The sequence below is a fragment of the Geodermatophilus maliterrae genome (assembly GCF_041018925.1).
Taxonomy (GTDB): Bacteria; Actinomycetota; Actinomycetes; order Mycobacteriales; family Geodermatophilaceae; genus Geodermatophilus; species Geodermatophilus maliterrae.
The window spans coordinates 16,534-38,553 of sequence record NZ_JBFNXQ010000004.1; the positions used below are offsets into that span (position 1 = coordinate 16,534).

Here is a 22,020-nt window from a genome sequence, read left to right on the forward strand (position 1 = left end):
CCGCACCCCTCGCACCGCACCCCTCGCACCGCACCCCTCGCACCGCACCCCTCGCACCGGACCCGCTGCACCCGGAGGGGGCGGCCGGCGGAGCGCGGTCACGGGCACCGGTCGCGGTCCCGTACACTGGCGGTCCTGGGGCGATCGACCCCGCCACCGGCGTGCCCCGGATCCCTCCGGGACGGCACCGGCCCGGCGGGTCGGGCCGCCCCGGCAGTGCGCGGGGCCACCGGTCCCGGGCGCTAGGGGTGTAGCTCAATTGGCAGAGCAGCGGTCTCCAAAACCGCAGGCTGCAGGTTCAAGTCCTGTCACCCCTGCCCGTGCCGCCGGCCCGTGCCGGCGGGCAGGACGACCCGGCGCCGACCGCGCACCCGCCGCGCGGGCGCGGACGGCACCTGCCGGGGCAGCACCACGGCACGGGACGCACCAGACCACAGGGCCCGCCGACAGCGGCCACCACCACGACGCGAGCGAGGCGCAGTGAGCGACGAGAAGCCGGGCCGCGGGGAGGACCCCCGCGCCGCCTCGGACGCCGAGCTGACCGACGAGCAGCTCGACCGGGAGGCCCCGGGCGTCGAGGACGCCGCCGAGCTCGAGGCCGCCGAGGACGAGCTCGCCGCCGAGGCCGAGGCCGACGAGGACAAGGTCGTCCCCGCGCCCACCCGTCGCCGCGGAGGGCGGATCACCGCCGGTGACGACGACGAGGACGACGCGCCCGCCGCTCCCCGCACCCGCCGCGCCGCCCGCGGCGGGAGCACCGCGGCCGGCCGTCCCGCCGGTCGCGCGGCCGAGGGCGCCGGCACCCGCTCGCGGGCCGCCGCCCACCGCGCCCGGGCCGACGAGGTCCGCCAGCGCCGCAGCCTGCGCCGCTTCCTCCGCGAGGTGGTCGCCGAGCTGCGCAAGGTCATCTGGCCGGGTCGCCGCGAGCTGATCACCTACACGGCCGTCGTGATCGTCTTCGTGGCCTTCATCGTCGCGCTGGTCGCGGGCCTGGACATCCTCTTCGCGCAGGGCGTGCTCGCCGTCTTCGGCTGACCCGCCCCGCGCCCGCCCGCACCCCGACAAGGAAGAGAACCCCGTGACCGACCCCCGCGAGCCCTTCGACACCGACAGCGACGTCGAGGCCATCGACCTCGACGACCAGCGGATGGACGTCCGCGGCAGCGTCGACCTCGACACCGGCGCCGGCGAGCCCGGCTCGGCCGAGGGCTCCGTCGACACCACCGGCCAGGACGTCGCCACCGGCGTCGCCGACGTGACCCCGGTGGTGGAGAGCGGTGGCCGCGACAGCCTCGTCGGCGACCCGCTCGCCGAGCCCGCCCCCGACCACGACCCGGTCGTCACCGAGGCCCTGGCCGAGGCGGAGGCCGAGGACGAGGACCCGCGGGAGACGCTCAAGCGCACCCTGCGCACCCAGTTCGGCGACTGGTACGTCATCCACTCCTACGCGGGCTACGAGAACAAGGTGAAGACCAACCTCGAGTCCCGCATCCAGTCGCTGGACATGGAGGACTACATCTTCCAGATCGAGGTGCCCACCGAGGAGGTCACCGAGATCAAGAACGGCAAGCGCACCCAGGTCAACCGGAAGAAGCTGCCCGGCTACCTGCTCGTCCGCATGGACCTCAACGACGAGTCCTGGGGCGCGGTCCGCAACACCCCCGGCGTCACCGGCTTCGTCGGCGCCACCTCGCGGCCCTCGCCGCTGTCGATCGACGAGGTCGTCAACCTGCTGGTCCCCGCCACCCCGCCGCAGGCCGCGAAGGTGGCCGAGGCCGCCTCGCCGGCCGCCGCCTCCGCGCCGACGACCCTCGTCGACTTCGAGATCGGCGAGTCGGTGACCGTCATGGACGGCCCCTTCGCCACCCTCCCGGCGACCATCAACGAGATCAACGCCGAGCAGCAGAAGCTGCAGGTCCTCGTCTCCATCTTCGGCCGGGAGACGCCGGTCGAGCTCTCGTTCACGCAGGTCGCCAAGATCTGAGTGCGCCCGAGCACCACCCCGGCCATCTGAGCCGCCAGCCACACACGAGAAGGAAGTCATGCCCCCCAGGAAGCGGTTGACCGCGGTCATCAAGCTCCAGATCAAGGCCGGCGCGGCCACCCCCGCGCCGCCCGTGGGTCCGGCGCTGGGCCAGCACGGCGTCAACATCATGGAGTTCTGCAAGGCGTACAACGCCGCGACCGAGTCGCAGCGTGGCGACGTCGTGCCCGTCGAGATCTCGGTGTTCGAGGACCGCTCGTTCACCTTCGTCACCAAGACCCCGCCGGCCGCGCGCATGCTGCTCAAGGCCGCCGGTGTCGAGAAGGGCTCGGGCGAGCCGCACAAGACCAAGGTCGCCACCGTCACGCGCGACCAGGTCCGTGAGATCGCCCAGACCAAGATGGTCGACCTCAACGCCAACTCCCTCGACGAGGCCGAGAAGATCATCGCCGGCACCGCCCGGTCGATGGGCATCACCGTCCAGTAAGAGGAAGCCGCCGGACGCCGACGGCGTTGCACCACCCGGGTCCCCAGACCCGATCCGCACCTGTGGGAGGGCCACGCCAGGCCCGTGCACCACACGATCCCCGGCTCCGCCCGGGGGAGAGGACACCACCATGGCGAAGCACGGCAAGAAGTACCGCGAGGCCGCGGCCAAGGTCGACCGCGAGTCGCTCTACAGCCCGCTGAAGGCCGCCGGCCTGGCGAAGGAGACCTCGCCGACCGCCTACGACGCCACCGTCGAGGTGGCCATGCGGCTGGGCGTCGACCCGCGCAAGGCCGACCAGATGGTCCGCGGCACCGTCAACCTGCCCCACGGCACCGGCAAGACCGCCCGCGTCATCGTCTTCGCGACCGGTGACCGCGCCGCCGAGGCCGAGGCCGCCGGCGCCGACGTCGTCGGCAGCGACGACCTGATCGAGCGCATCCAGGGCGGGTTCCTGGACTTCGACGCGGCGATCGCCACCCCCGACCAGATGGCCAAGGTCGGCCGGATCGCCCGGATCCTCGGTCCGCGCGGCCTGATGCCGAACCCGAAGACCGGCACCGTGACCCCCGACGTCACCAAGGCGGTCAACGACATCAAGGGCGGGAAGATCAACTTCCGCGTCGACAAGCAGGCCAACCTGCACCTGGTGATCGGCAAGACGTCCTTCGACGAGGCGAAGCTGGTCGAGAACTACGCCGCGGCCCTCGACGAGGTCCTGCGGGCCAAGCCCGCCGCGGCCAAGGGCCGGTACCTGAAGAAGGTCACCATCTCCACCACCATGGGCCCCGGTATCCCGGTCGACCCGAACCGCACGCGCAACCTGACGGTGGACGAGCCCACCGCCTGAAGGACCCCTCGCCCCTCCGCTCGCTGACGCTCGCGGTGGGGCCCGGCGAGGGGTCACCCACGGAGGGTCCCGAGGCCCCGTCGCGCAGCTCGCGCGGCGGGGCCTCGGTGTCCCCGGACGGGCTGCTGGCGGACGACGACGGGAGGGCTACGGTCGCCGCCGTGCCGCACGGGTAGCGGCTCCTCGACCCACTGCGCCCGCGTCCGGGCGCTCGGCCCCGGAGTCGCACCGTGTCCGTCCCCGTCGTCCGTCCCTTCCGCCGCGCGGACCGCGACCAGCTGACCGCACTGGTCAACGCGCACGTCTGCACCGTCGTCCCGGGGTGGGCGGTGTCGACCGCCGTCCTCCTCGCCCAGATCGAGCGTGACCCCGCCCAGTACGTCACCGACCCCTGGGTGCGGGCCCGGGCCACCCTCGTCGCCGAGGTCGACTCCCGCCTCGTCGCGGCCGCGCACCTGCGGCGCTACCGCGACGACGCGGACGTCGGCCCCGACCGGCGCGGCGCGGGGGAGATCGCCTGGCTGGTCTGCTGGCCGGCGCACGAGGAGGCGGGCGCACGGCTCGCGGCCGCCTGCACCGAGGTGCTCGGGAGCTGGCGGGTCCGCCGGCAGTACGCCGACGGCGACCTGCCCACCCCGGCGACCTACGGCGTCCCGGACTCCTGGCCGCACGTGGCCCGGGTGCTGGCCGGCGCGGGCTTCGACCCGGCGTCGGCCAGGACCGAGGTGACGCTCGCCGGCACCCTGGACGACGTGCCGCTGCCCCGGCCGCCGGCGGTCCCCGACCTCGAACTGCAGCGGGTGGTCGGCACCTTCGCCGCCCGCTTCGTCGCGACCCGGCACGGCGAGGTCGTCGGGTACGTGGAGGCGCAGGACGACCACACGCGCGGCGGCAGCCTCTCCCGCCTGCACGGCTGGGCCGACCTGGCCGAGCTGCACGTGGCCGAGGGCGTCCGCGGCGCGGGCGTCGGCACCTGGCTGGTCGCGTCCATGGCCGAGTGGCTGCGGCTCGGCGGGACGCGACGGTTCCTCGTCGCCCTGGGCCAGGACGACCTGCCGCTCGAGCCCTGGTTCGCCCGGTTCGGCTGGCGGCGGATCGGGCGCACCCGGCGCGGCTGGGAGCGCTGACCCGGGGCCGGCCGACCCGGTCGCTCACCCCGTGTACGCTGATCGGCGTTCCCCCCACGACCGCTGGTCGTCGCACGTCCGCGTGCGATCGAAGGTCCCGGATCCCCGGGCGGCCCGCGCAGGAGGACGGTTCGATCGACGCGGTGCCGTGAGCCCGCGTCCCTCGCCCCGTGCGCCCTGCGCCGGGGCGTTCGTCGTCTCCGGGCCGTGATCGCCCGCTCCCGCACGACGCACGAGCGGTCGCCCGTCAGACGAGAGGAGGCCCATGCCCACGCAGGCGAAGGCCGCGGTGATCGACGAGATCACCGACCGGTTCCAGAAGTCCAGCGCGGCCGTGCTCACCGAGTACCGCGGGCTGACCGTGGCGCAGCTGACCCAGCTGCGCCGTTCCCTCGGTGCGGGCAGCAGCTACGCCGTCGTCAAGAACACCCTGACGAAGCGGGCGGCGGACGAGGTCGGGCACCCCGACCTGGCCCCGCTGCTCAACGGCCCCACCGCGATCGCCTTCATCGAGGGCGACGTCGTCGAGGCGGCCAAGGCCATCCGCGACTTCGCGCGCGCCAACCCGCTGCTCGTCGTCAAGGGCGGCGTCGTCGAGGGTCGCACCGTCGGCCCCGCCGAGGTCACCGCCCTGGCCGACGTCGAGCCGCGCGAGGTGCTCCTGGCCAAGCTGGCCGGGGCGATGAAGGGCAACCTGACCAAGGCCGCCGGCCTGTTCCAGGCCCCGCTGTCGCAGGTCGCCCGTCTGGCCGCCGCGCTGCAGGAGAAGAAGCCCGCCGAGGGCGCCGACTCCGCGGCCGGCACCGCCACCGACACGACCGCCACCGACACGACTGCTGCCGACACCACCGACACCGCTGACGCCGCGGACGCCGCGGCCAGCACCGACTGACCCCAGAAGGAGAAAGATCATGGCCAAGCTGTCCACCACGGAGCTGCTCGACGCGTTCAAGGAGATGACGCTGCTCGAGCTGTCCGACTTCGTGAAGCAGTTCGAGGAGACCTTCGAGGTCACCGCTGCTGCCCCGGTCGCCGTCGCGGCCGCCCCGGCCGCCGGCGGTGCCGGCGACGGCGGTGCCCCCGCCGCCGAGGAGCAGGACGAGTTCGACGTCATCCTCGAGGCTGCCGGCGACAAGAAGATCCAGGTCATCAAGGAGGTGCGCGGCCTGACCTCGCTCGGCCTCAAGGAGGCCAAGGACCTGGTCGACGGCGCGCCCAAGCCGGTCCTGGAGAAGGTCGCCAAGGACGCCGCCGAGAAGGCCAAGGCCGCCCTCGAGGGCGCCGGCGCCACCGTCACCGTCAAGTGACGTCCTGCCCGGCCCTCCGCGCGGCCGGGCTCGTCACCGTCCGGTGACACCCACCCGACCCCTGCCAGGGCCGGGTCGCACCACCGAGCACGCCACAGGGGCCGCTCCCCTCCGGGAGGGCGGCCCCTGTCGCGTCCTCGTCGCCCCCGTCCAGAGGCCGGCCCCGTCCAGAGGCTCACCGCGAGCTCGCGAGCGGTGAGGAGGACGGGGTCCTTCCCGGGGTCCTCCGGGGGTCATTCTGGGCGTGGCGGAGACACCGGGGCCCTCGGACTGGCATCATGGCCGCGCGGAACCGCTCGGACGAGAGTCGCTGTCCTTACCGGGGGTGTGGCGCTGGTCGCCCCCACCCACCGACGTGGACAGCGTGCGTCATCAGGGGTAGGGTTCCCTGTTGCGCTGCCCCCTGACTGCCTGCCCGCCGAGACGGGTCGCTGGGGGTGCCCGGGATCTCCTGGACACCCCGTCGACCGAGCGGGCCGGACGCCGCGGACGGCGCCGCCATCACCGACGACGACCCAGGACGAACCCGCACCCACCGCCCGCACGTCGTGAGGTCCTTGGAAGGACGCATCTTGGCAGGCTCTCGCCCCACCAGCATCTCCGCCAGCACCACCCCGTCCGGCACCACCCAGAACACCCCGTACGCCCCCCAGTCCGGCCCCCGCACCGGTGAGGCCGACCAGCAGAAGATCCCCGGCGCCCCGCTGCGCGTCTCCTTCGCGAAGATCTCCGAGCCCCTCGAGGTGCCCGACCTGCTGGCGCTGCAGACCGCCTCCTTCGACTGGCTGGTCGGAAGCCCCGAGTGGAAGGCCACCCTGGCGCCCGAGGAGCAGGCCACCGCCGTCGGCGGCCTGGCCGAGATCCTCGAGGAGATCTCCCCGATCGAGGACTTCAGCGGCTCGATGTCGCTGTCCTTCTCCAACCCGCGCTTCGAGGACGTCAAGGCGTCCCTCGAGGAGTGCAAGGACAAGGACATGACCTACGCGGCGCCGCTGTTCGTCACCGCCGAGTTCATGAACAACACCACCGGCGAGATCAAGAGCCAGACGGTGTTCATGGGCGACTTCCCGATCATGACGAACAAGGGCACGTTCGTCATCAACGGGACCGAGCGCGTCGTCGTCTCGCAGCTGGTCCGCAGCCCGGGCGTCTACTTCGACAAGACCCTGGACAAGACGTCGGACAAGGACGTCTTCACCGCCAAGGTCATCCCCAGCCGCGGTGCGTGGCTGGAGTTCGACGTCGACAAGCGCGACACCGTCGGCGTGCGCATCGACCGCAAGCGCCGCCAGCCGGTCACCGTGCTCCTCAAGGCGCTGGGCTGGACCGAGGACCGCATCCGCGAGCACTTCCAGTGGTCGCCCACCGTCCTCGCCACCCTGGAGAAGGACCACGTCGCCGGGCAGGACGAGGCGCTGCTCGACATCTACCGCAAGCTGCGGCCGGGCGAGCCGCCGACGCGGGAGAGCGCCCAGGCGCTGCTGGAGAACCTCTTCTTCAACCCCAAGCGCTACGACCTGGCCAAGGTCGGCCGCTACAAGGTGAACAAGAAGCTCGGCGTCGAGGTGCCCCAGCCGACCTCCACGCTGACCGAGGACGACATCGTCGCCACCATCGAGTACGTCGTGCGGCTGCACGCCGGCGAGCCCGACCACGGCGTCGACGACATCGACCACTTCGGCAACCGCCGCCTGCGCACCGTCGGCGAGCTGATCCAGAACCAGATCCGGGTCGGCCTCTCCCGCATGGAGCGCGTCGTCCGCGAGCGGATGACGACCCAGGACGTCGAGGCGATCACGCCGCAGACCCTGATCAACATCCGGCCGGTCGTCGCCTCCATCAAGGAGTTCTTCGGCACCAGCCAGCTCTCGCAGTTCATGGACCAGACCAACCCCCTCGCGGGCCTGACCCACAAGCGCCGCCTGTCGGCGCTGGGCCCCGGTGGTCTGTCCCGTGAGCGGGCCGGCATGGAGGTCCGCGACGTGCACCCGAGCCACTACGGCCGGATGTGCCCGATCGAGACCCCCGAGGGGCCGAACATCGGCCTGATCGGCTCGCTGTCGGCCTACGGCCGGGTCAACGCCTTCGGCTTCATCGAGACCCCCTACCGGCGGGTCGTGAACGGCACGGTCACCGACCAGATCGACTACCTGACCGCCGACGAGGAGGACCGCTTCGTCGTCGCCCAGGCCAACTCGCCGCTGGATGCCCAGGGCCGGTTCGCCGAGGACCGCGTCCTGGTCCGCACCAAGGGCGGTGAGGTCGACTACCTCGTCCCCGAGAACGTCGACTACATGGACGTCTCGCCGCGGCAGATGACCTCGGTCGCGACGGCGATGATCCCGTTCCTCGAGCACGACGACGCCAACCGCGCGCTCATGGGCGCGAACATGCAGCGCCAGGCCGTCCCGCTGCTGCGCAGCGAGGCGCCGCTGGTCGGCACCGGCATGGAGCTGCGGGCCGCCGTCGACGCCGGCGACGTCGTCGTGGCGGAGAAGGCCGGCGTGGTCGAGGACTCGACCGCCGACTACGTCACCGTCATGGCCGACGACGGCACCCGGCAGACCTACCGGCTGCTGAAGTTCCGCCGCTCGAACCAGGGCACCTCGATCAACCAGACCCCCGTCGTCGACGAGGGCCAGCGGGTCGAGGTCGGTCAGGTCATCGCCGACGGGCCGTGCACCGACCGGGGTGAGATGGCGCTGGGCAAGAACCTGCTCGTCGCCTTCATGCCGTGGGAGGGCCACAACTACGAGGACGCGATCATCCTGTCGCAGCGCCTCGTGCAGGACGACGTCCTGTCCTCGATCCACATCGAGGAGTTCGAGGTCGACGCCCGCGACACCAAGCTCGGTGCCGAGGAGATCACCCGGGACATCCCGAACGTCTCCGAGGAGGTCCTCGCCGACCTCGACGAGCGCGGCATCATCCGCATCGGCGCCGAGGTCGTCCCCGGCGACATCCTCGTCGGCAAGGTCACACCCAAGGGCGAGACCGAGCTGACCCCCGAGGAGCGGCTGCTGCGGGCGATCTTCGGTGAGAAGGCCCGCGAGGTCCGCGACACCAGCCTCAAGGTCAAGCACGGTGAGTCCGGCAAGGTCATCGGCGTCCGCGTGTTCTCGCGCGAGGACGGCGACGAGCTGCCCGCCGGCGTCAACGAGCTGATCCGGGTCTACGTCGCCCAGATGCGCAAGATCTCCGACGGCGACAAGCTCGCCGGCCGCCACGGCAACAAGGGCGTCATCGCGAAGATCCTGCCGCAGGAGGACATGCCGTTCCTCGAGGACGGCACCCCGGTGGACATCGTCCTCAACCCGCTCGGCGTCCCGGGCCGGATGAACGTCGGCCAGGTGCTGGAGACCCACCTCGGGTGGGTCGCCAAGCAGGGCTGGCAGGTCGAGGGCACGCCCGACTGGGCGGTCAACCTGCCGGAGGCCGCCAAGTCGGCCGCCCCGGGCACCCGGACGGCGACGCCGGTGTTCGACGGCGCCAAGGAGGACGAGATCGTCGGCCTGCTCGCCTCGACGACCCCGAACCGCGACGGCGACCGGATGGTCGCGCCGACCGGCAAGGCGCGGCTCTTCGACGGCCGCTCCGGGGAGCCCTTCCCCGAGGCGATCTCGGTGGGCTACGTCTACATCCTGAAGCTGCTGCACCTGGTCGACGACAAGATCCACGCCCGGTCGACCGGCCCGTACTCGATGATCACGCAGCAGCCGCTGGGTGGTAAGGCGCAGTTCGGTGGCCAGCGCTTCGGCGAGATGGAGTGCTGGGCGATGCAGGCCTACGGCGCGGCCTACGCGCTGCAGGAACTGCTGACCATCAAGTCCGACGACATCCTCGGCCGCGTCAAGGTCTACGAGGCCATCGTCAAGGGCGAGAACATCCCCGAGCCGGGCATCCCCGAGTCGTTCAAGGTGTTGCTCAAGGAGCTGCAGTCGCTCTGCCTCAACGTCGAGGTGCTGTCCGGGGACGGGCAGGCGATCGAGCTGCGCGACACCGACGACGAGGTGTTCCGGGCCGCGGAGGAGCTGGGCATCGACCTCTCCCGCCGCGAGCCCTCCAGCGTCGAGGACGTCTAGAGGACCCCCGCCGGCGTCCCCCCGCACGCTCAGGGGACGCCGGGAGAGGGTCAGCCGGCCGGGCCCCGGGCCCCCGGGGCCGGCCGGCGCCCCCGAAGCCATCAGCGAGAAGTGCAGTAACCGAGCCCCGGGAAAGGGGTCCACTCAGTGCTCGACGTCAACTTCTTCGACGAGCTCCGCATCGGTCTGGCCACCGGCGACGACATCCGCCAGTGGTCGCACGGTGAGGTGAAGAAGCCCGAGACCATCAACTACCGCACCCTCCGTCCGGAGAAGGACGGTCTCTTCTGCGAGAAGATCTTCGGTCCCACGCGGGACTGGGAGTGCTACTGCGGCAAGTACAAGCGCGTCCGCTTCAAGGGCATCATCTGTGAGCGCTGCGGCGTCGAGGTGACCCGGGCCAAGGTCCGCCGCGAGCGGATGGGCCACATCGAGCTGGCCGCGCCGGTCACGCACATCTGGTTCTTCAAGGGCGTCCCCTCGCGCCTGGGCTACCTGCTCGACCTGGCGCCCAAGGACCTCGAGAAGATCATCTACTTCGCCGCCTACCTGATCACCTCGGTCGACGACGAGGCCCGCCACCGCGACCTCCCGACCGTCGAGGCCGAGATCAGCGCGGAGAAGTCCAACCTCGAGAACCGCCGCGACGCCGACGTCGAGGCCCGCCAGCAGAAGCTGGAGGCCGACCTCGCCGAGCTCGAGGCGGAGGGCGCCAAGTCCGACGTCCGCCGCAAGGTGCGCGAGGGCGGCGAGCGCGAGATGCGCCAGCTGCGGGACCGTGCCCAGCGGGAGATCGACCGCCTCGAGGAGGTGCTCGACACCTTCCGCAAGCTCGAGGTCAAGCAGCTCATCGCCGACGAGGGCCTCTACCGCGAGCTGCGCGACCGCTTCGGTGAGTACTTCGAGGGCGGCATGGGTGCCGCGGCCCTGCAGAAGCTGCTGGCCGACTTCGACCTCGACGCCGAGGCCACGTCGCTGCGCGACACCATCCGCAACGGCAAGGGCCAGCGCAAGCTGCGGGCCCTCAAGCGGCTCAAGGTCGTCGCGGCGTTCCAGCAGACGCGCAACTCGCCCATGGGCATGGTGCTCGACTGCGTCCCGGTCATCCCGCCGGACCTGCGCCCGATGGTGCAGCTCGACGGTGGCCGCTTCGCCACCAGCGACATGAACGACCTGTACCGCCGGGTCATCAACCGGAACAACCGGCTCAAGCGTCTGCTCGACCTCGGCGCCCCCGAGATCATCGTGAACAACGAGAAGCGGATGCTCCAGGAGTCCGTGGACGCGCTGTTCGACAACGGCCGCCGCGGCCGGCCGGTCACCGGCCCGGGCAACCGTCCCCTCAAGTCCCTGAGCGACCTGCTCAAGGGCAAGCAGGGCCGGTTCCGCCAGAACCTGCTCGGCAAGCGCGTCGACTACTCCGGCCGTTCGGTCATCGTCGTCGGCCCGCAGCTCAAGCTGCACCAGTGCGGCCTGCCCAAGCAGATGGCACTCGAGCTGTTCAAGCCCTTCGTCATGAAGCGGCTGGTCGACCTCAACCACGCGCAGAACATCAAGTCCGCCAAGCGCATGGTCGAGCGTGCCCGTCCCGTCGTCTGGGACGTGCTCGAGGAGGTCATCACCGAGCACCCGGTCCTGCTGAACCGGGCGCCGACGCTGCACCGCCTGGGCATCCAGGCCTTCGAGCCGCAGCTGGTCGAGGGCAAGGCCATCCAGATCCACCCACTGGTCTGCACCGCGTTCAACGCGGACTTCGACGGTGACCAGATGGCCGTTCACCTGCCGCTGTCGGCCGAGGCGCAGGCCGAGGCCCGCATCCTCATGCTGTCCAGCAACAACATCCTGAGCCCGGCCGACGGTCGCCCGATCACCGCGCCGACCCAGGACATGGTGCTGGGTCTGTACCACCTGACCACCCTGGTGGCCAGCCGGTACGAGGCCGACGGTGGCCGTCCGGCCGCCTACGGTTCGACCGCCGAGGCGATCATGGCGTTCGACATGGGTGCGCTGGGTCTGCAGGAGCGGGCGCTGATCCGCCTCGACGAGGTGTTCGGCGTCGACAACGGCAAGGTCAACCCCGCCTGGCAGCAGCCGGAGGACTGGACCCCCGGTCAGCCGGCGCTGGTCGAGACCAGCCTGGGCCGGGTGCTGTTCAACGAGGCCCTGCCCGAGGACTACCGCTTCGTCAACTACCAGGTGCCGAAGAAGGAGCTCGGGGCGATCGTCAACGACCTCGCCGAGCGCTACCCCAAGGTGCAGGTCGCGGCGACGCTGGACGCCCTCAAGTCGGCCGGCTTCCGCTGGGCCACCCGCTCGGGCGTCACGATCGCCATCGACGACGTCGTCACCCCGCCGGCCAAGCAGGAGATCCTCGACCGCCACGAGGCCGAGGCCCGGCAGATCGAGCGGCAGTACGAGCGCGGTGTCATCACCGACGCCGAGCGCCGCGGTGAGCTGATCGAGATCTGGACCCGCGCGCGGGCCGAGGTCAGCCAGGCGATGGTGGACAACTTCCCCACCACCAACCCGGTCTGGGTCATGGTCAACTCGGGCGCCCGGGGCAACATGATGCAGATCAGCCAGATCGCCGGCATGCGTGGTCTGGTCGCCAACCCGAAGGGCGAGATCATCCCGCGGCCGATCAAGGCCAACTTCCGGGAGGGTCTGTCGGTGCTGGAGTACTTCATCTCCACGCACGGCGCGCGCAAGGGTCTGGCCGACACCGCCCTGCGGACCGCGGACTCCGGGTACCTCACCCGCCGGCTTGTCGACGTCTCCCAGGACGTCATCATCCGCGAGGAGGACTGCGGCACCGAGCGCGGCGTGCTCATGCCGATCGCGACGGTGGTCGACGGTCAGCTGACCCGCGACCCGCACGTCGAGACCGGCGTCTACGCCCGTTCCCTGGCCGCCGACGTGACGGCCGAGGACGGCACGCTCGTCGCGCAGGCCGGTCAGGACCTCGGCGACGTGCTGATCAGCGCGCTCGTCGAGGCCGGGGTCAGCGAGGTCAAGGTCCGCTGCGTCCTGACCTGCGAGTCGCTGCTCGGCACCTGCGCGACCTGCTACGGCCGGTCGCTGGCGACCGGCAAGCTGGTCGACGTCGGTGAGGCGGTCGGCATCATCGCCGCCCAGTCCATCGGCGAGCCCGGCACCCAGCTGACGATGCGCACCTTCCACACCGGTGGTGTCGCGGGTGAGGACATCACCCACGGCCTGCCGCGTGTGGTGGAGCTCTTCGAGGCCCGCGTCCCCAAGGGCAAGGCCCCGATCGCCGAGCTGGCCGGCAGCGTCCGCATCGAGGACGGCGAGCAGTTCCGGAAGCTGACCATCACCCCGGACGACGGCTCCGACGACGTCGTCTACGACAAGCTGTCGCGCCGGTCGCGGCTGCGGGTCGAGGACGGCGCGCACGTCGAGGTCGGCGAGCAGCTCACCGAGGGTGCGGTGGACCCGCACGAGGTGCTGCGGATCATGGGCCCGCGCGAGGTGCAGCTGCACCTGGTCCGCGAGGTCCAGGAGGTCTACCGCAGCCAGGGCGTGTCCATCCACGACAAGCACATCGAGGTGATCATCCGCCAGATGCTCAAGCGGGTGACCATCATCGACTCGGGCGCCACGGAGTTCCTCCCCGGTGCGCTGGTCGAGCGGACGATCTTCGAGACGGAGAACCGCCGCGTCGTCGCCGAGGGCGGCGAGCCGGCCTCGGCCCGTCCGGTGCTGATGGGCATCACCAAGGCCTCGCTCGCGACCGAGTCGTGGCTGTCGGCGGCCTCCTTCCAGGAGACGACGAAGGTGCTCACCGACGCCGCGATCCAGGGCAAGAGCGACAGCCTGCTCGGCCTCAAGGAGAACGTGATCATCGGCAAGCTGATCCCGGCGGGTACGGGCATCAGCCGCTACCGGAACATCACGGTCGAGCCGACCGAGGAGGCCCGCGCCGCCGTCTACACGATGGCCGGGTACGACGACGGGCAGTACTACAGCCCCGACGTCTTCGGGGCGGGCTCCGGTGAGGCCGTGCGCCTCGAGGAGTACGACTGGCGGGGCTGAGGCTCCGTAGCACGTGAGGAGGGCCCCCGGACCACTCGGTCCGGGGGCCCTTCCGTGTCCGGCGTCGGGGAGCGGCGACGATCAGGTGACCTGATCCTGGCGTGTCCTCCCCGACGGTGGGCGGTCGAGGAGGACCCGCTGCGGTGGGGGAGGACGGCGTCGGCCGGTACTACCGGACCGGCACGGTCCCGAGGCCGCGCCCATGACGTGACAGAACCGGAGGAGGCCCCCAGCTACCGGTCGGCGAGCCTGCGCATGGTCTCGACGGTGCGCAGCCGGCCCTCGCGACTGTCGTCGAGCGGCTGCAGGGCGATGGTGGTGACGCCGGCCTCGGCGTAGGCGGCCACCCGCTCGGCGACGTGCGACTCGGGACCGATGAGCGACACCGACCGCACGAACTCCTCGGGCAGTGCGGCAGCGGCCTCGTCCTTGCGCCCGGAGAGGTAGAGCTCCTGGACGGTCTCGGCGGCCTCCTCGAAGCCGTAGCGCCGGGCGAGGTCGTTGTAGAAGTTCTTGCCCTTGGCGCCCATGCCGCCGACGTAGAGCGCCAGGTTCGGGCGGACCTGGTCGTGCAGGTGGTCGACGTCCTCGCCGATGGCCACCGGGACGCCGCAGATCACTTGCAGCTCACCCAGCTCGGGGTCGCGCTTGGCTTTCCCGGCGCGCAGCGAGTCCCCCCAGACGGCGTCGGCCCTCTCCGGCATGAACCAGATGGGCTCCCACACCTCGGCGATCTCGGCGGCCAGCTCCACGTTCTTGGGCCCCAGGGCCGCGAGCATGACCGGGATCCGCTCGCGGACGGGGGTGTTGATCAGCTTGAGCGGCTTGCCGAGACCGGTGCCCTGGTCGGCCGGCAGCGGGACGGTGTACTTGGGCCCCTCGTGCACGAGCCGCTCGCGCCGCCACACCTGGCGGCAAATCTCGACGATCTCGCGGGTGCGCTGCAGCGGGGCGTCGTAGGGGACGCCGTGCCACCCCTCGATGACCTGCGGGCCCGAGGCGCCCAGGCCGAGGGTGAAGCGGCCGCCGGAGACGAAGTCCAGGCCGGCCGCGGTCATCGCCGTCAGCGCGGGGGTGCGGCTGTAGATCGGCAGGATGGCGCTCATCAGCTCGACCCGCTCGGTGACGGCGGCCAGGTAGCCGAGCTGGCTGACGGCGTCGAAGGTGTAGACCTCCGCGCACATGGCCAGGTCGAGACCTGCGGCCTCCAGGTCGACGATCTCGGCCGCCGTCTCCCGGAAACCCCCCGCGTAACTGGCCTGGATGCCGATGCGCACCTGCACTCCTCTGGTCGGCGGCGCCCTCGTCGGCGCCAGCGCGACCGTAGCGGGTGCCGGGGAGCGGGCCGGCGGGCTCGGGAGGGCCGCCGCGAGGTCAGGCGGTGCGGCTGCGCAGGGGCCGGATCACGCCGACGACCTCGGTGACCACGCGGACGCCGTCGACGTCGCGGGGGACCCGGCCGGCCGCGTCCGCGTCGGCGACGTCGACCTTGACGACGTAGCCGGTGTCGCGCCGTGCCAGGCCGATGCCGACCACCCCCGACTGGGTGGACAGCTGGGCGACGAGGGTCTGCTTGGCGGCGCGGGCGGTGGCACGGTCGGTCACGAGGTCTCCTCGCTGACGCCCGGCGGCCGGGCGCCCGGGGGAGCGGGGAGCCCCGGGCGGCCGCGCGGGCTCGGTCACCTCCCCATGGTGCCCCGTCCCCGCCCGGAGCGACATCCCCCCGACCCGGGGGAGGACCTCAGGAGGCGACCCACTCCACCCCGAGGGTGGACAGCACGGTCGACAGCGGGTTGGCGAAGGTCAGCCCGGCGCCGTTGCTGCCGCCCTCGCTGCTCCCGGCGAAGAGCAGTGCCAGCGGCGCGCGGTCGGCACTGCGCCAGATGACCGAGCCGCTGTCGCCGCCGAGGGAGAAGGTCCCCGCCAGCCCCTCGATCTCGATCTGGTCGTCGAAGAAGTACACGCCGTCGTCGTACTGGACGGCGACCCCGTCGACCTCGACGGCGGTGATCCGGCCCCGGGTGTGCCCGGTCGTCCGGCCGAGCTTCTCCACCTCCTCGTCCGGCTCGACCTCGACCCCGTCGGGCACCGTGGTGCCCAGCGGCCCGCCCGGCAGTCGGCCGGGCTCGGCGCCGACGCCCTCGTCGAGGACGGCGACCGCGGCGTCCACGCGGTTGCGGGAGCCGGTGAACCGCTGGACGGCGGCGAGCCTGGCGACCCGGTCGGCCGGCACGCCGCCGTCGGCCGGGCCGGGCTGCAGGACGGCGTCTCCCACCGCACCGGCGTCGCTGGCGGCCAGGACGTGGTTGTTGGACAGGACGGCCAGCCGCCCGTCGAGCCGGACGAACCCGCCGAGCGTCCCCGCGCTCACGGCGGGATGGGCCACCGAGAGCCCGGGGACCAGCGGGCGGGTGCGCTGCTGCAGCCGGCCCGGGGTGGGGGAGGACTGCGGCACTATCGGCCCGGTCACCCGGACGTCGACCTCGGCGCGCACCGCGTCGTCGAGATCGGTGAGGAACACCCGGGCGTCGTCGGCAGCGGCCACCCGGATGGCCAGGTGGGCCCGTCCCGGCGCCACCGGGACCAGTCCGATCGCCGGCCGGGTCCACACCCGGCCGCCCAGGTCGCTGGCGGTGACCGGGGGGAACCCCTCGGCCAGCCGCGCGGACAGACGCGCCTTGAGCTCGCGCGCCGAGTCGATGAGCACGGGTGACCTCCGTTGCTGTGGGTTGCATTACTGCGACCGACGGTAGGGGGAGGGGGTGACAGTCGCGGGCGGGTGCGGTGGAGGCCGTCGCCGTCGACGGTGTGGGAGCCCTGGCGTCCGGGCCGCGCCGCGGTACAGTCCTCGCCACCCCGCCGCCGTGTCCCGGCCGTCGGCGTCCGGAATGCCCCGGACCCCTGCGCCGTTGTGCCCGGTGTCCCGTCCGGGAGGCAGGTCCGCCTGCCCGTCCGGTGCCCGGGACCCGGCTTTGACCGGCTCCGAGCACGCGGGTATCGTGGTGAGCCGTGCCCAGGGTGCCCTGGGCCTGCTCCCGTTCGCGGTGCGCCTGGGTGTCCGGAGGTCCGTCCTCCTGGCCCGCGGGTCCCCACCGGCCGGACCGTCCACGAGGACGGTCGCCGGAGGTGGCGGCGCCGAGTCGCGGGGGGCGACCGATCCGGTTCGACTCACGGGCCGGTCCCGGGAAGGGCGACACGCCCGACCGCGGGGACCGGACGGTGGGTGTGGCCGCGAGCGGCCGGCCCCGGCAGGACCGGCACCGGCGACACGACAGCAGCACCGTCCGCAGCACCACCGCAGCGCAGGTAGGAGATCCAGGCCACCCATGCCCACGATCAACCAGCTGGTCCGCAAGGGCCGCGAGGACAAGGTCGAGAAGACCAAGACCCCGGCGTTGAAGGGCTCCCCTCAGCGTCGCGGCGTGTGCACCCGCGTGTACACCACGACGCCGAAGAAGCCGAACTCGGCGCTGCGCAAGGTCGCTCGCGTCCGCCTCACCAGTGGCATCGAGGTGACCGCCTACATCCCGGGCGTCGGCCACAACCTGCAGGAGCACTCGATGGTGCTCGTGCGCGGCGGTCGCGTGAAGGACCTCCCGGGTGTGCGCTACAAGATCATCCGTGGCTCGCTGGACACCCAGGGTGTCCGCAACCGCAAGCAGGCCCGTAGCCGCTACGGCGCGAAGAAGGAGAAGAGCTAATGCCGCGCAAGGGCCCCGCGCCGCGCCGTCCGCTGGTCGCCGACCCGGTCTACCAGTCGCCGCTGGTCACCCAGCTGGTGAACAAGGTGCTCGTCGACGGCAAGCGCTCGGTCGCCGAGGCGATCGTCTACGGCGCCCTCGAAGGTGCCCGCGCCAAGACCGACACCGACCCGGTGGTCACGCTCAAGCGCGCGCTGGACAACGTCAAGCCGGCTCTCGAGGTCCGCAGCCGCCGCGTGGGTGGTGCGACCTACCAGGTCCCGGTCGAGGTCCGCGCCTCCCGGAGCACCACACTCGGCCTGCGCTGGCTGATCCAGTACAGCCGCGCCCGCCGGGAGAAGACGATGACCGAGCGCCTCATGAACGAGCTGCTCGACGCCAGCAACGGCCTCGGTGCCGCGGTCAAGCGCCGCGAGGACACCCACAAGATGGCCGAGTCGAACAAGGCCTTCGCGCACTACCGCTGGTAGTCGCACCGCGCTGGCCCAGCCAGCACCCCGCGGCCGGCGGACGAGTCCGGGCCACCCCGGACGTCCGCACGCGGACCCGAAGCAAAGAGGAGTGAGGAATGGCCAGCAACGAGGCCCAGCTCGCCAAGACCCGCAACATCGGGATCATGGCGCACATCGACGCGGGCAAGACCACGACGACCGAGCGCATCCTCTTCTACACCGGTATCAACTACAAGATCGGTGAGGTCCACGACGGCGCGGCCACGATGGACTGGATGGAGCAGGAGCAGGAGCGCGGCATCACCATCACGTCCGCCGCGACGAAGTGCTCCTGGAACGGCCACGACATCAACATCATCGACACCCCGGGGCACGTCGACTTCACCGTCGAGGTGGAGCGGTCCCTGCGCGTGCTCGACGGTGCCGTGGCCGTCTACGACGGTGTCGCCGGCGTCGAGCCGCAGACCGAGCAGGTCTGGCGGCAGGCCGAGAAGTACAGCGTCCCGCGCATGTGCTTCGTCAACAAGCTCGACCGCACCGGTGCGGACTTCTTCCGCTGCATCGACATGATGGTCGAGCGGCTCGGCGCCAACCCGGCCGTGCTGCAGCTGCCCATCGGTGCCGAGGCCGACTTCATCGGCGTCGTCGACCTGGTGCAGATGAAGGCCCTCACCTGGCGCGGGGAGACCGCGCTGGGTGAGGAGTACGCCATCGAGGAGATCCCGGCCGAGCTCGCCGACCAGGCCGCCGAGTACCGCGAGAAGCTGCTCGAGACCATCGCCGAGACCGACGACGAGCTCATGGAGGCATACCTCGGCGGCGAGGAGATCTCCGTCGAGCGGCTGAAGGCCGCCATCCGCAAGGCGACCATCGCCGCGCAGGTCAACCCGGTGCTCACCGGCACGGCGTTCAAGAACAAGGGCATCCAGCCCCTGCTCGACGCGGTGACCGACTACCTGCCCAGCCCGCTGGACGTCGAGGCCATCGTCGGCACAGCCATGGACGGCGAGACCGAGGTCCTGCGGCACGCCGACGAGGACGAGCCGTTCTCGGCCCTGGCCTTCAAGATCCAGACCGACCAGCACCTCGGCAAGCTGACCTACGTCCGGGTCTACTCCGGCCGGCTCAGCTCCGGGTCCCCGGTGCTCAACAGCACCAAGGACCGCAAGGAGCGGATCGGCAAGATCTACCAGATGCACGCCAACAAGCGCGAGGAGCGTGCGGGCGTGGGTGCCGGTCAGATCGTCGCCGTCGTCGGGCTGAAGCAGACGACCACGGGTGACACCCTCTGCGACCCGCAGAACCCGGTGATCCTCGAGTCGATGACCTTCCCGGCCCCGGTCATCTCGGTCGCCATCGAGCCCAAGACCAAGGGCGACCAGGAGAAGCTGGGCACGGCCATCCAGAAGCTGGCCGAGGAGGACCCGACCTTCCAGGTGAAGCTCGACGAGGAGACCGGCCAGACGGTCATCTCCGGCATGGGCGAGCTCCACCTGGAGATCCTCGTCGACCGCATGCGGCGCGAGTTCAAGGTCGAGGCCAACGTCGGCAAGCCGCAGGTGGCCTACCGCGAGACCATCCGCAAGCTGGTCGAGAAGGTCGACTACACCCACAAGAAGCAGACGGGTGGGTCCGGCCAGTTCGCCAAGGTGCAGGTCAGCATCGAGCCGCTGGAGGTCGCCGCCGACGGCCCGACCTACGAGTTCGTCAACGCCGTCACCGGTGGTCGCATCCCGAGGGAGTACATCCCCTCGGTCGACCAGGGCATGCAGGACGCCATGCAGTACGGCATCCTCGCCGGCTACCCGATGGTGGGCGTCAAGGCGACCCTCGTCGACGGCCAGTACCACGAGGTCGACTCCTCGGAGATGGCCTTCAAGATCGCCGGCTCGATGGTCTTCAAGGAGGCCGCCCGCAAGGCCAGCCCGGCCCTGCTCGAGCCGATGATGGCCGTCGAGGTCGTCACGCCCGAGGACTACATGGGCGACGTCATCGGCGACCTGAACTCCCGGCGCGGGATGATCCAGGCGATGGAGGAGCGCTCCGGCGCCCGCGTCGTCCGGGCCCTGGTCCCGCTCTCGGAGATGTTCGGCTACGTGGGCGACCTGCGCAGCCGCACCCAGGGGCGGGCGAGCTACACCATGGTGTTCGACTCGTACGCCGAGGTCCCGCAGAACGTGGCCAAGGAGATCATCGCCAAGGCCACCGGCGAGTGACCCGCCGGGCGGGGTGCGTCCCCGCCCGGCCCCCAGCAAGCCCCACCCCAGAGTTCGCGCACGACTGCGACACCACGAGGAGAGGAACCCAGTGGCCAAGGCCAAGTTCGAGCGGACCAAGCCGCACGTCAACATCGGCACCATCGGGCACATCGACCACGGCAAGACCACGCTGACCGCGGCGATCACCAAGGTGCTGCACGACAAGTACCCGGACCTCAACGAGGCGTCGGCCTTCGACCAGATCGACAAGGCGCCCGAGGAGAAGGCCCGCGGCATCACGATCTCGATCGCCCACGTCGAGTACCAGACGGAGAACCGTCACTACGCTCACGTCGACTGCCCCGGGCACGCCGACTACATCAAGAACATGATCACCGGTGCGGCGCAGATGGACGGCGCCATCCTGGTGGTCGCCGCGACCGACGGCCCGATGCCGCAGACCAAGGAGCACGTCCTCCTGGCCCGCCAGGTCGGCGTCCCCTACATCGTCGTGGCGCTGAACAAGGCCGACATGGTCGACGACGAGGAGATCCTCGAGCTCGTCGAGCTGGAGGTCCGCGAGCTGCTGTCCGAGTACGAGTTCCCGGGCGACGACGTCCCCGTGGTCCGCGTCTCGGCGCTGAAGGCCCTCGAGGGCGACGCCGAGTGGGGCGACAAGCTCATGGAGCTCATGACCGCCGTCGACACGGCGATCCCCGAGCCGGAGCGTGAGATCGACAAGCCCTTCCTCATGCCCGTCGAGGACGTCTTCACCATCACCGGTCGCGGCACCGTCGTCACCGGTCGCGTGGAGCGCGGCATCGTCAAGGTCTCCGAGACCGTCGAGATCGTCGGCATCCGCCCGAACTCGACCTCGACCACCGTCACCGGCGTCGAGATGTTCCGCAAGCTGCTCGACCAGGGCCAGGCCGGCGACAACGTGGGCCTGCTGCTGCGCGGCATCAAGCGCGAGGACGTGGAGCGCGGCCAGGTCGTCGTGAAGCCCGGCTCGATCACCCCGCACACCAACTTCGAGGGTTCGGTCTACATCCTCTCGAAGGACGAGGGTGGCCGTCACACGCCGTTCTTCAACAACTACCGGCCCCAGTTCTACTTCCGGACCACGGACGTCACGGGCGTCGTGACCCTGCCGGCCGGCACCGAGATGGTCATGCCGGGCGACAACACCGAGATGACGGTCGAGCTCATCCAGCCGATCGCCATGGAGGAGGGCCTGCGGTTCGCCATCCGTGAGGGTGGCCGCACCGTCGGCGCCGGTCGCGTCACCAAGATCCTCAAGTAACACCACCCGACGGGCGGCGGTGCGACCCCGCACCGCCGCCCGTCCCCGGGTGGCCGGCGCCTGTGCGCACGGCCACCCACCCGCTGGGGCCCTGACCGGATGACGTCCGGACACACCCGGCGTTCCCCAGCTACGGACAACACCGATCGGCAGGAGCAGAAGACAGCGATGGCGGGACAGAAGATCCGCATCCGGCTGAAGGCCTACGACCACGAGGCCATCGACGCCTCGGCGCGGCGCATCGTCGACACGGTCACCAAGACCGGTGCGCGCGTCGTCGGCCCGGTGCCGCTGCCGACGGAGAAGAACGTGTACTGCGTCATCCGCTCGCCGCACAAGTACAAGGACTCGCGCGAGCACTTCGAGATGCGCACGCACAAGCGCCTCATCGACATCCTCGACCCGACGCCGAAGACGGTCGACGCGCTCATGCGCATCGACCTGCCGGCCTCGGTCGACGTGAACATCCAGTAAGG

At 71.3% G+C, this 22,020-nt stretch carries 17 protein-coding genes and 1 tRNA gene; 15 read left to right on the top strand and 3 right to left on the bottom strand.

Annotation, left to right across the window (positions count from 1 at the left end; genetic code table 11):
- Positions 1-244 precede the first annotated feature (244 nt).
- The 10 genes from ABQ292_RS02130 (at position 245) to ABQ292_RS02175 (ending at position 13,890) form a co-directional block, all read left to right on the top strand.
- Positions 245-317: transfer RNA gene (locus ABQ292_RS02130), tRNA-Trp, on the top strand.
- 163 nt (positions 318-480) lie between these two features.
- Positions 481-1,035, top strand: a complete 555-nt coding sequence (gene secE, locus ABQ292_RS02135; RefSeq protein WP_369202763.1) for a preprotein translocase subunit SecE — start codon at positions 481-483, stop codon at positions 1,033-1,035.
- A 43-nt stretch (positions 1,036-1,078) separates the two neighbouring features.
- On the top strand, positions 1,079-1,984 hold the full coding sequence (nusG, locus tag ABQ292_RS02140) for a transcription termination/antitermination protein NusG (protein WP_369202765.1): 906 nt from the start codon (positions 1,079-1,081) through the stop codon (positions 1,982-1,984).
- Between the two features lie 58 nt (positions 1,985-2,042).
- Positions 2,043-2,471, top strand: coding sequence for a 50S ribosomal protein L11 (rplK, locus tag ABQ292_RS02145; protein ID WP_204691755.1), 429 nt, complete (start codon positions 2,043-2,045; stop codon positions 2,469-2,471).
- Positions 2,472-2,601: 130 nt separating this feature from the next.
- The gene (rplA, locus tag ABQ292_RS02150; RefSeq protein WP_369202767.1) at positions 2,602-3,321 is read left to right on the top strand and encodes a 50S ribosomal protein L1; all 720 of its coding nucleotides are present in this window, start codon (positions 2,602-2,604) and stop codon (positions 3,319-3,321) included.
- 230 nt (positions 3,322-3,551) lie between these two features.
- The gene (locus tag ABQ292_RS02155) at positions 3,552-4,448 is read left to right on the top strand and encodes a GNAT family N-acetyltransferase (protein WP_369202769.1); all 897 of its coding nucleotides are present in this window, start codon (positions 3,552-3,554) and stop codon (positions 4,446-4,448) included.
- A gap of 265 nt (positions 4,449-4,713) precedes the next feature.
- Entirely contained in the window at positions 4,714-5,340 is a 627-nt protein-coding gene (gene rplJ / locus ABQ292_RS02160) for a 50S ribosomal protein L10 (protein WP_438940557.1), read from the top strand.
- 19 nt (positions 5,341-5,359) lie between these two features.
- Positions 5,360-5,755: a 50S ribosomal protein L7/L12 gene (gene rplL, locus ABQ292_RS02165; protein WP_091362974.1), complete on the top strand. Its 396-nt coding sequence runs from the start codon at positions 5,360-5,362 to the stop codon at positions 5,753-5,755.
- A gap of 572 nt (positions 5,756-6,327) precedes the next feature.
- A complete protein-coding gene (gene rpoB / locus ABQ292_RS02170) occupies positions 6,328-9,837 on the top strand; it encodes a DNA-directed RNA polymerase subunit beta (protein ID WP_438940558.1) in 3,510 nt (1,169 codons plus the stop codon).
- A gap of 147 nt (positions 9,838-9,984) precedes the next feature.
- Positions 9,985-13,890, top strand: a complete 3,906-nt coding sequence (locus ABQ292_RS02175; protein ID WP_369202772.1) for a DNA-directed RNA polymerase subunit beta' — start codon at positions 9,985-9,987, stop codon at positions 13,888-13,890.
- A gap of 233 nt (positions 13,891-14,123) precedes the next feature.
- On the opposite strand, the gene ABQ292_RS02180 is transcribed toward ABQ292_RS02175, so the two are convergent.
- From ABQ292_RS02180 to ABQ292_RS02190, 3 genes are all read right to left on the bottom strand, one after another.
- Complete coding sequence (locus ABQ292_RS02180; protein WP_369202774.1) at positions 14,124-15,167, bottom strand: LLM class F420-dependent oxidoreductase; 1,044 nt, start codon at positions 15,165-15,167, stop codon at positions 14,124-14,126.
- Between the two features lie 97 nt (positions 15,168-15,264).
- Positions 15,265-15,495 (bottom strand): hypothetical protein, encoded by a 231-nt coding sequence (locus ABQ292_RS02185; RefSeq protein WP_369202776.1) that lies wholly within the window; start codon positions 15,493-15,495, stop codon positions 15,265-15,267.
- Positions 15,496-15,631: 136 nt separating this feature from the next.
- Complete coding sequence (locus tag ABQ292_RS02190) at positions 15,632-16,597, bottom strand: chymotrypsin family serine protease (RefSeq protein ID WP_369202778.1); 966 nt, start codon at positions 16,595-16,597, stop codon at positions 15,632-15,634.
- Between the two features lie 619 nt (positions 16,598-17,216).
- Between ABQ292_RS02190 and rpsL the strand changes: the two genes are divergently transcribed.
- The 5 genes from rpsL (at position 17,217) to rpsJ (ending at position 22,018) form a co-directional block, all read left to right on the top strand.
- A complete protein-coding gene (rpsL, locus tag ABQ292_RS02195) occupies positions 17,217-17,591 on the top strand; it encodes a 30S ribosomal protein S12 (RefSeq protein ID WP_012950487.1) in 375 nt (124 codons plus the stop codon).
- The gene (gene rpsG / locus ABQ292_RS02200; protein ID WP_073421335.1) at positions 17,591-18,061 is read left to right on the top strand and encodes a 30S ribosomal protein S7; all 471 of its coding nucleotides are present in this window, start codon (positions 17,591-17,593) and stop codon (positions 18,059-18,061) included. The genes rpsL and rpsG overlap by 1 nt, the downstream gene beginning before the upstream one ends.
- A 98-nt stretch (positions 18,062-18,159) precedes the next feature.
- A complete protein-coding gene (gene fusA, locus ABQ292_RS02205; protein WP_369202781.1) occupies positions 18,160-20,259 on the top strand; it encodes an elongation factor G in 2,100 nt (699 codons plus the stop codon).
- Positions 20,260-20,350: 91 nt separating this feature from the next.
- Positions 20,351-21,544 (top strand): elongation factor Tu, encoded by a 1,194-nt coding sequence (gene tuf / locus ABQ292_RS02210; protein WP_369202783.1) that lies wholly within the window; start codon positions 20,351-20,353, stop codon positions 21,542-21,544.
- Between the two features lie 168 nt (positions 21,545-21,712).
- On the top strand, positions 21,713-22,018 hold the full coding sequence (gene rpsJ, locus ABQ292_RS02215) for a 30S ribosomal protein S10 (protein WP_014742859.1): 306 nt from the start codon (positions 21,713-21,715) through the stop codon (positions 22,016-22,018).
- Positions 22,019-22,020: the final 2 nt, after the last annotated feature.

Coding starts and splice junctions, on each gene's coding strand:
- rpsJ (WP_014742859.1), top strand. CDS start 21,713: ATGGCGGGACAGAAGATCCGCATCCGGCTGAAGGCCTACGACCACGAG.
- fusA (WP_369202781.1), top strand. CDS start 18,160: ATGGCCAGCAACGAGGCCCAGCTCGCCAAGACCCGCAACATCGGGATC.
- rplK (WP_204691755.1), top strand. CDS start 2,043: ATGCCCCCCAGGAAGCGGTTGACCGCGGTCATCAAGCTCCAGATCAAG.
- rpsL (WP_012950487.1), top strand. CDS start 17,217: ATGCCCACGATCAACCAGCTGGTCCGCAAGGGCCGCGAGGACAAGGTC.
- rplJ (WP_438940557.1), top strand. CDS start 4,714: ATGCCCACGCAGGCGAAGGCCGCGGTGATCGACGAGATCACCGACCGG.
- rplL (WP_091362974.1), top strand. CDS start 5,360: ATGGCCAAGCTGTCCACCACGGAGCTGCTCGACGCGTTCAAGGAGATG.
- rpsG (WP_073421335.1), top strand. CDS start 17,591: ATGCCGCGCAAGGGCCCCGCGCCGCGCCGTCCGCTGGTCGCCGACCCG.
- rplA (WP_369202767.1), top strand. CDS start 2,602: ATGGCGAAGCACGGCAAGAAGTACCGCGAGGCCGCGGCCAAGGTCGAC.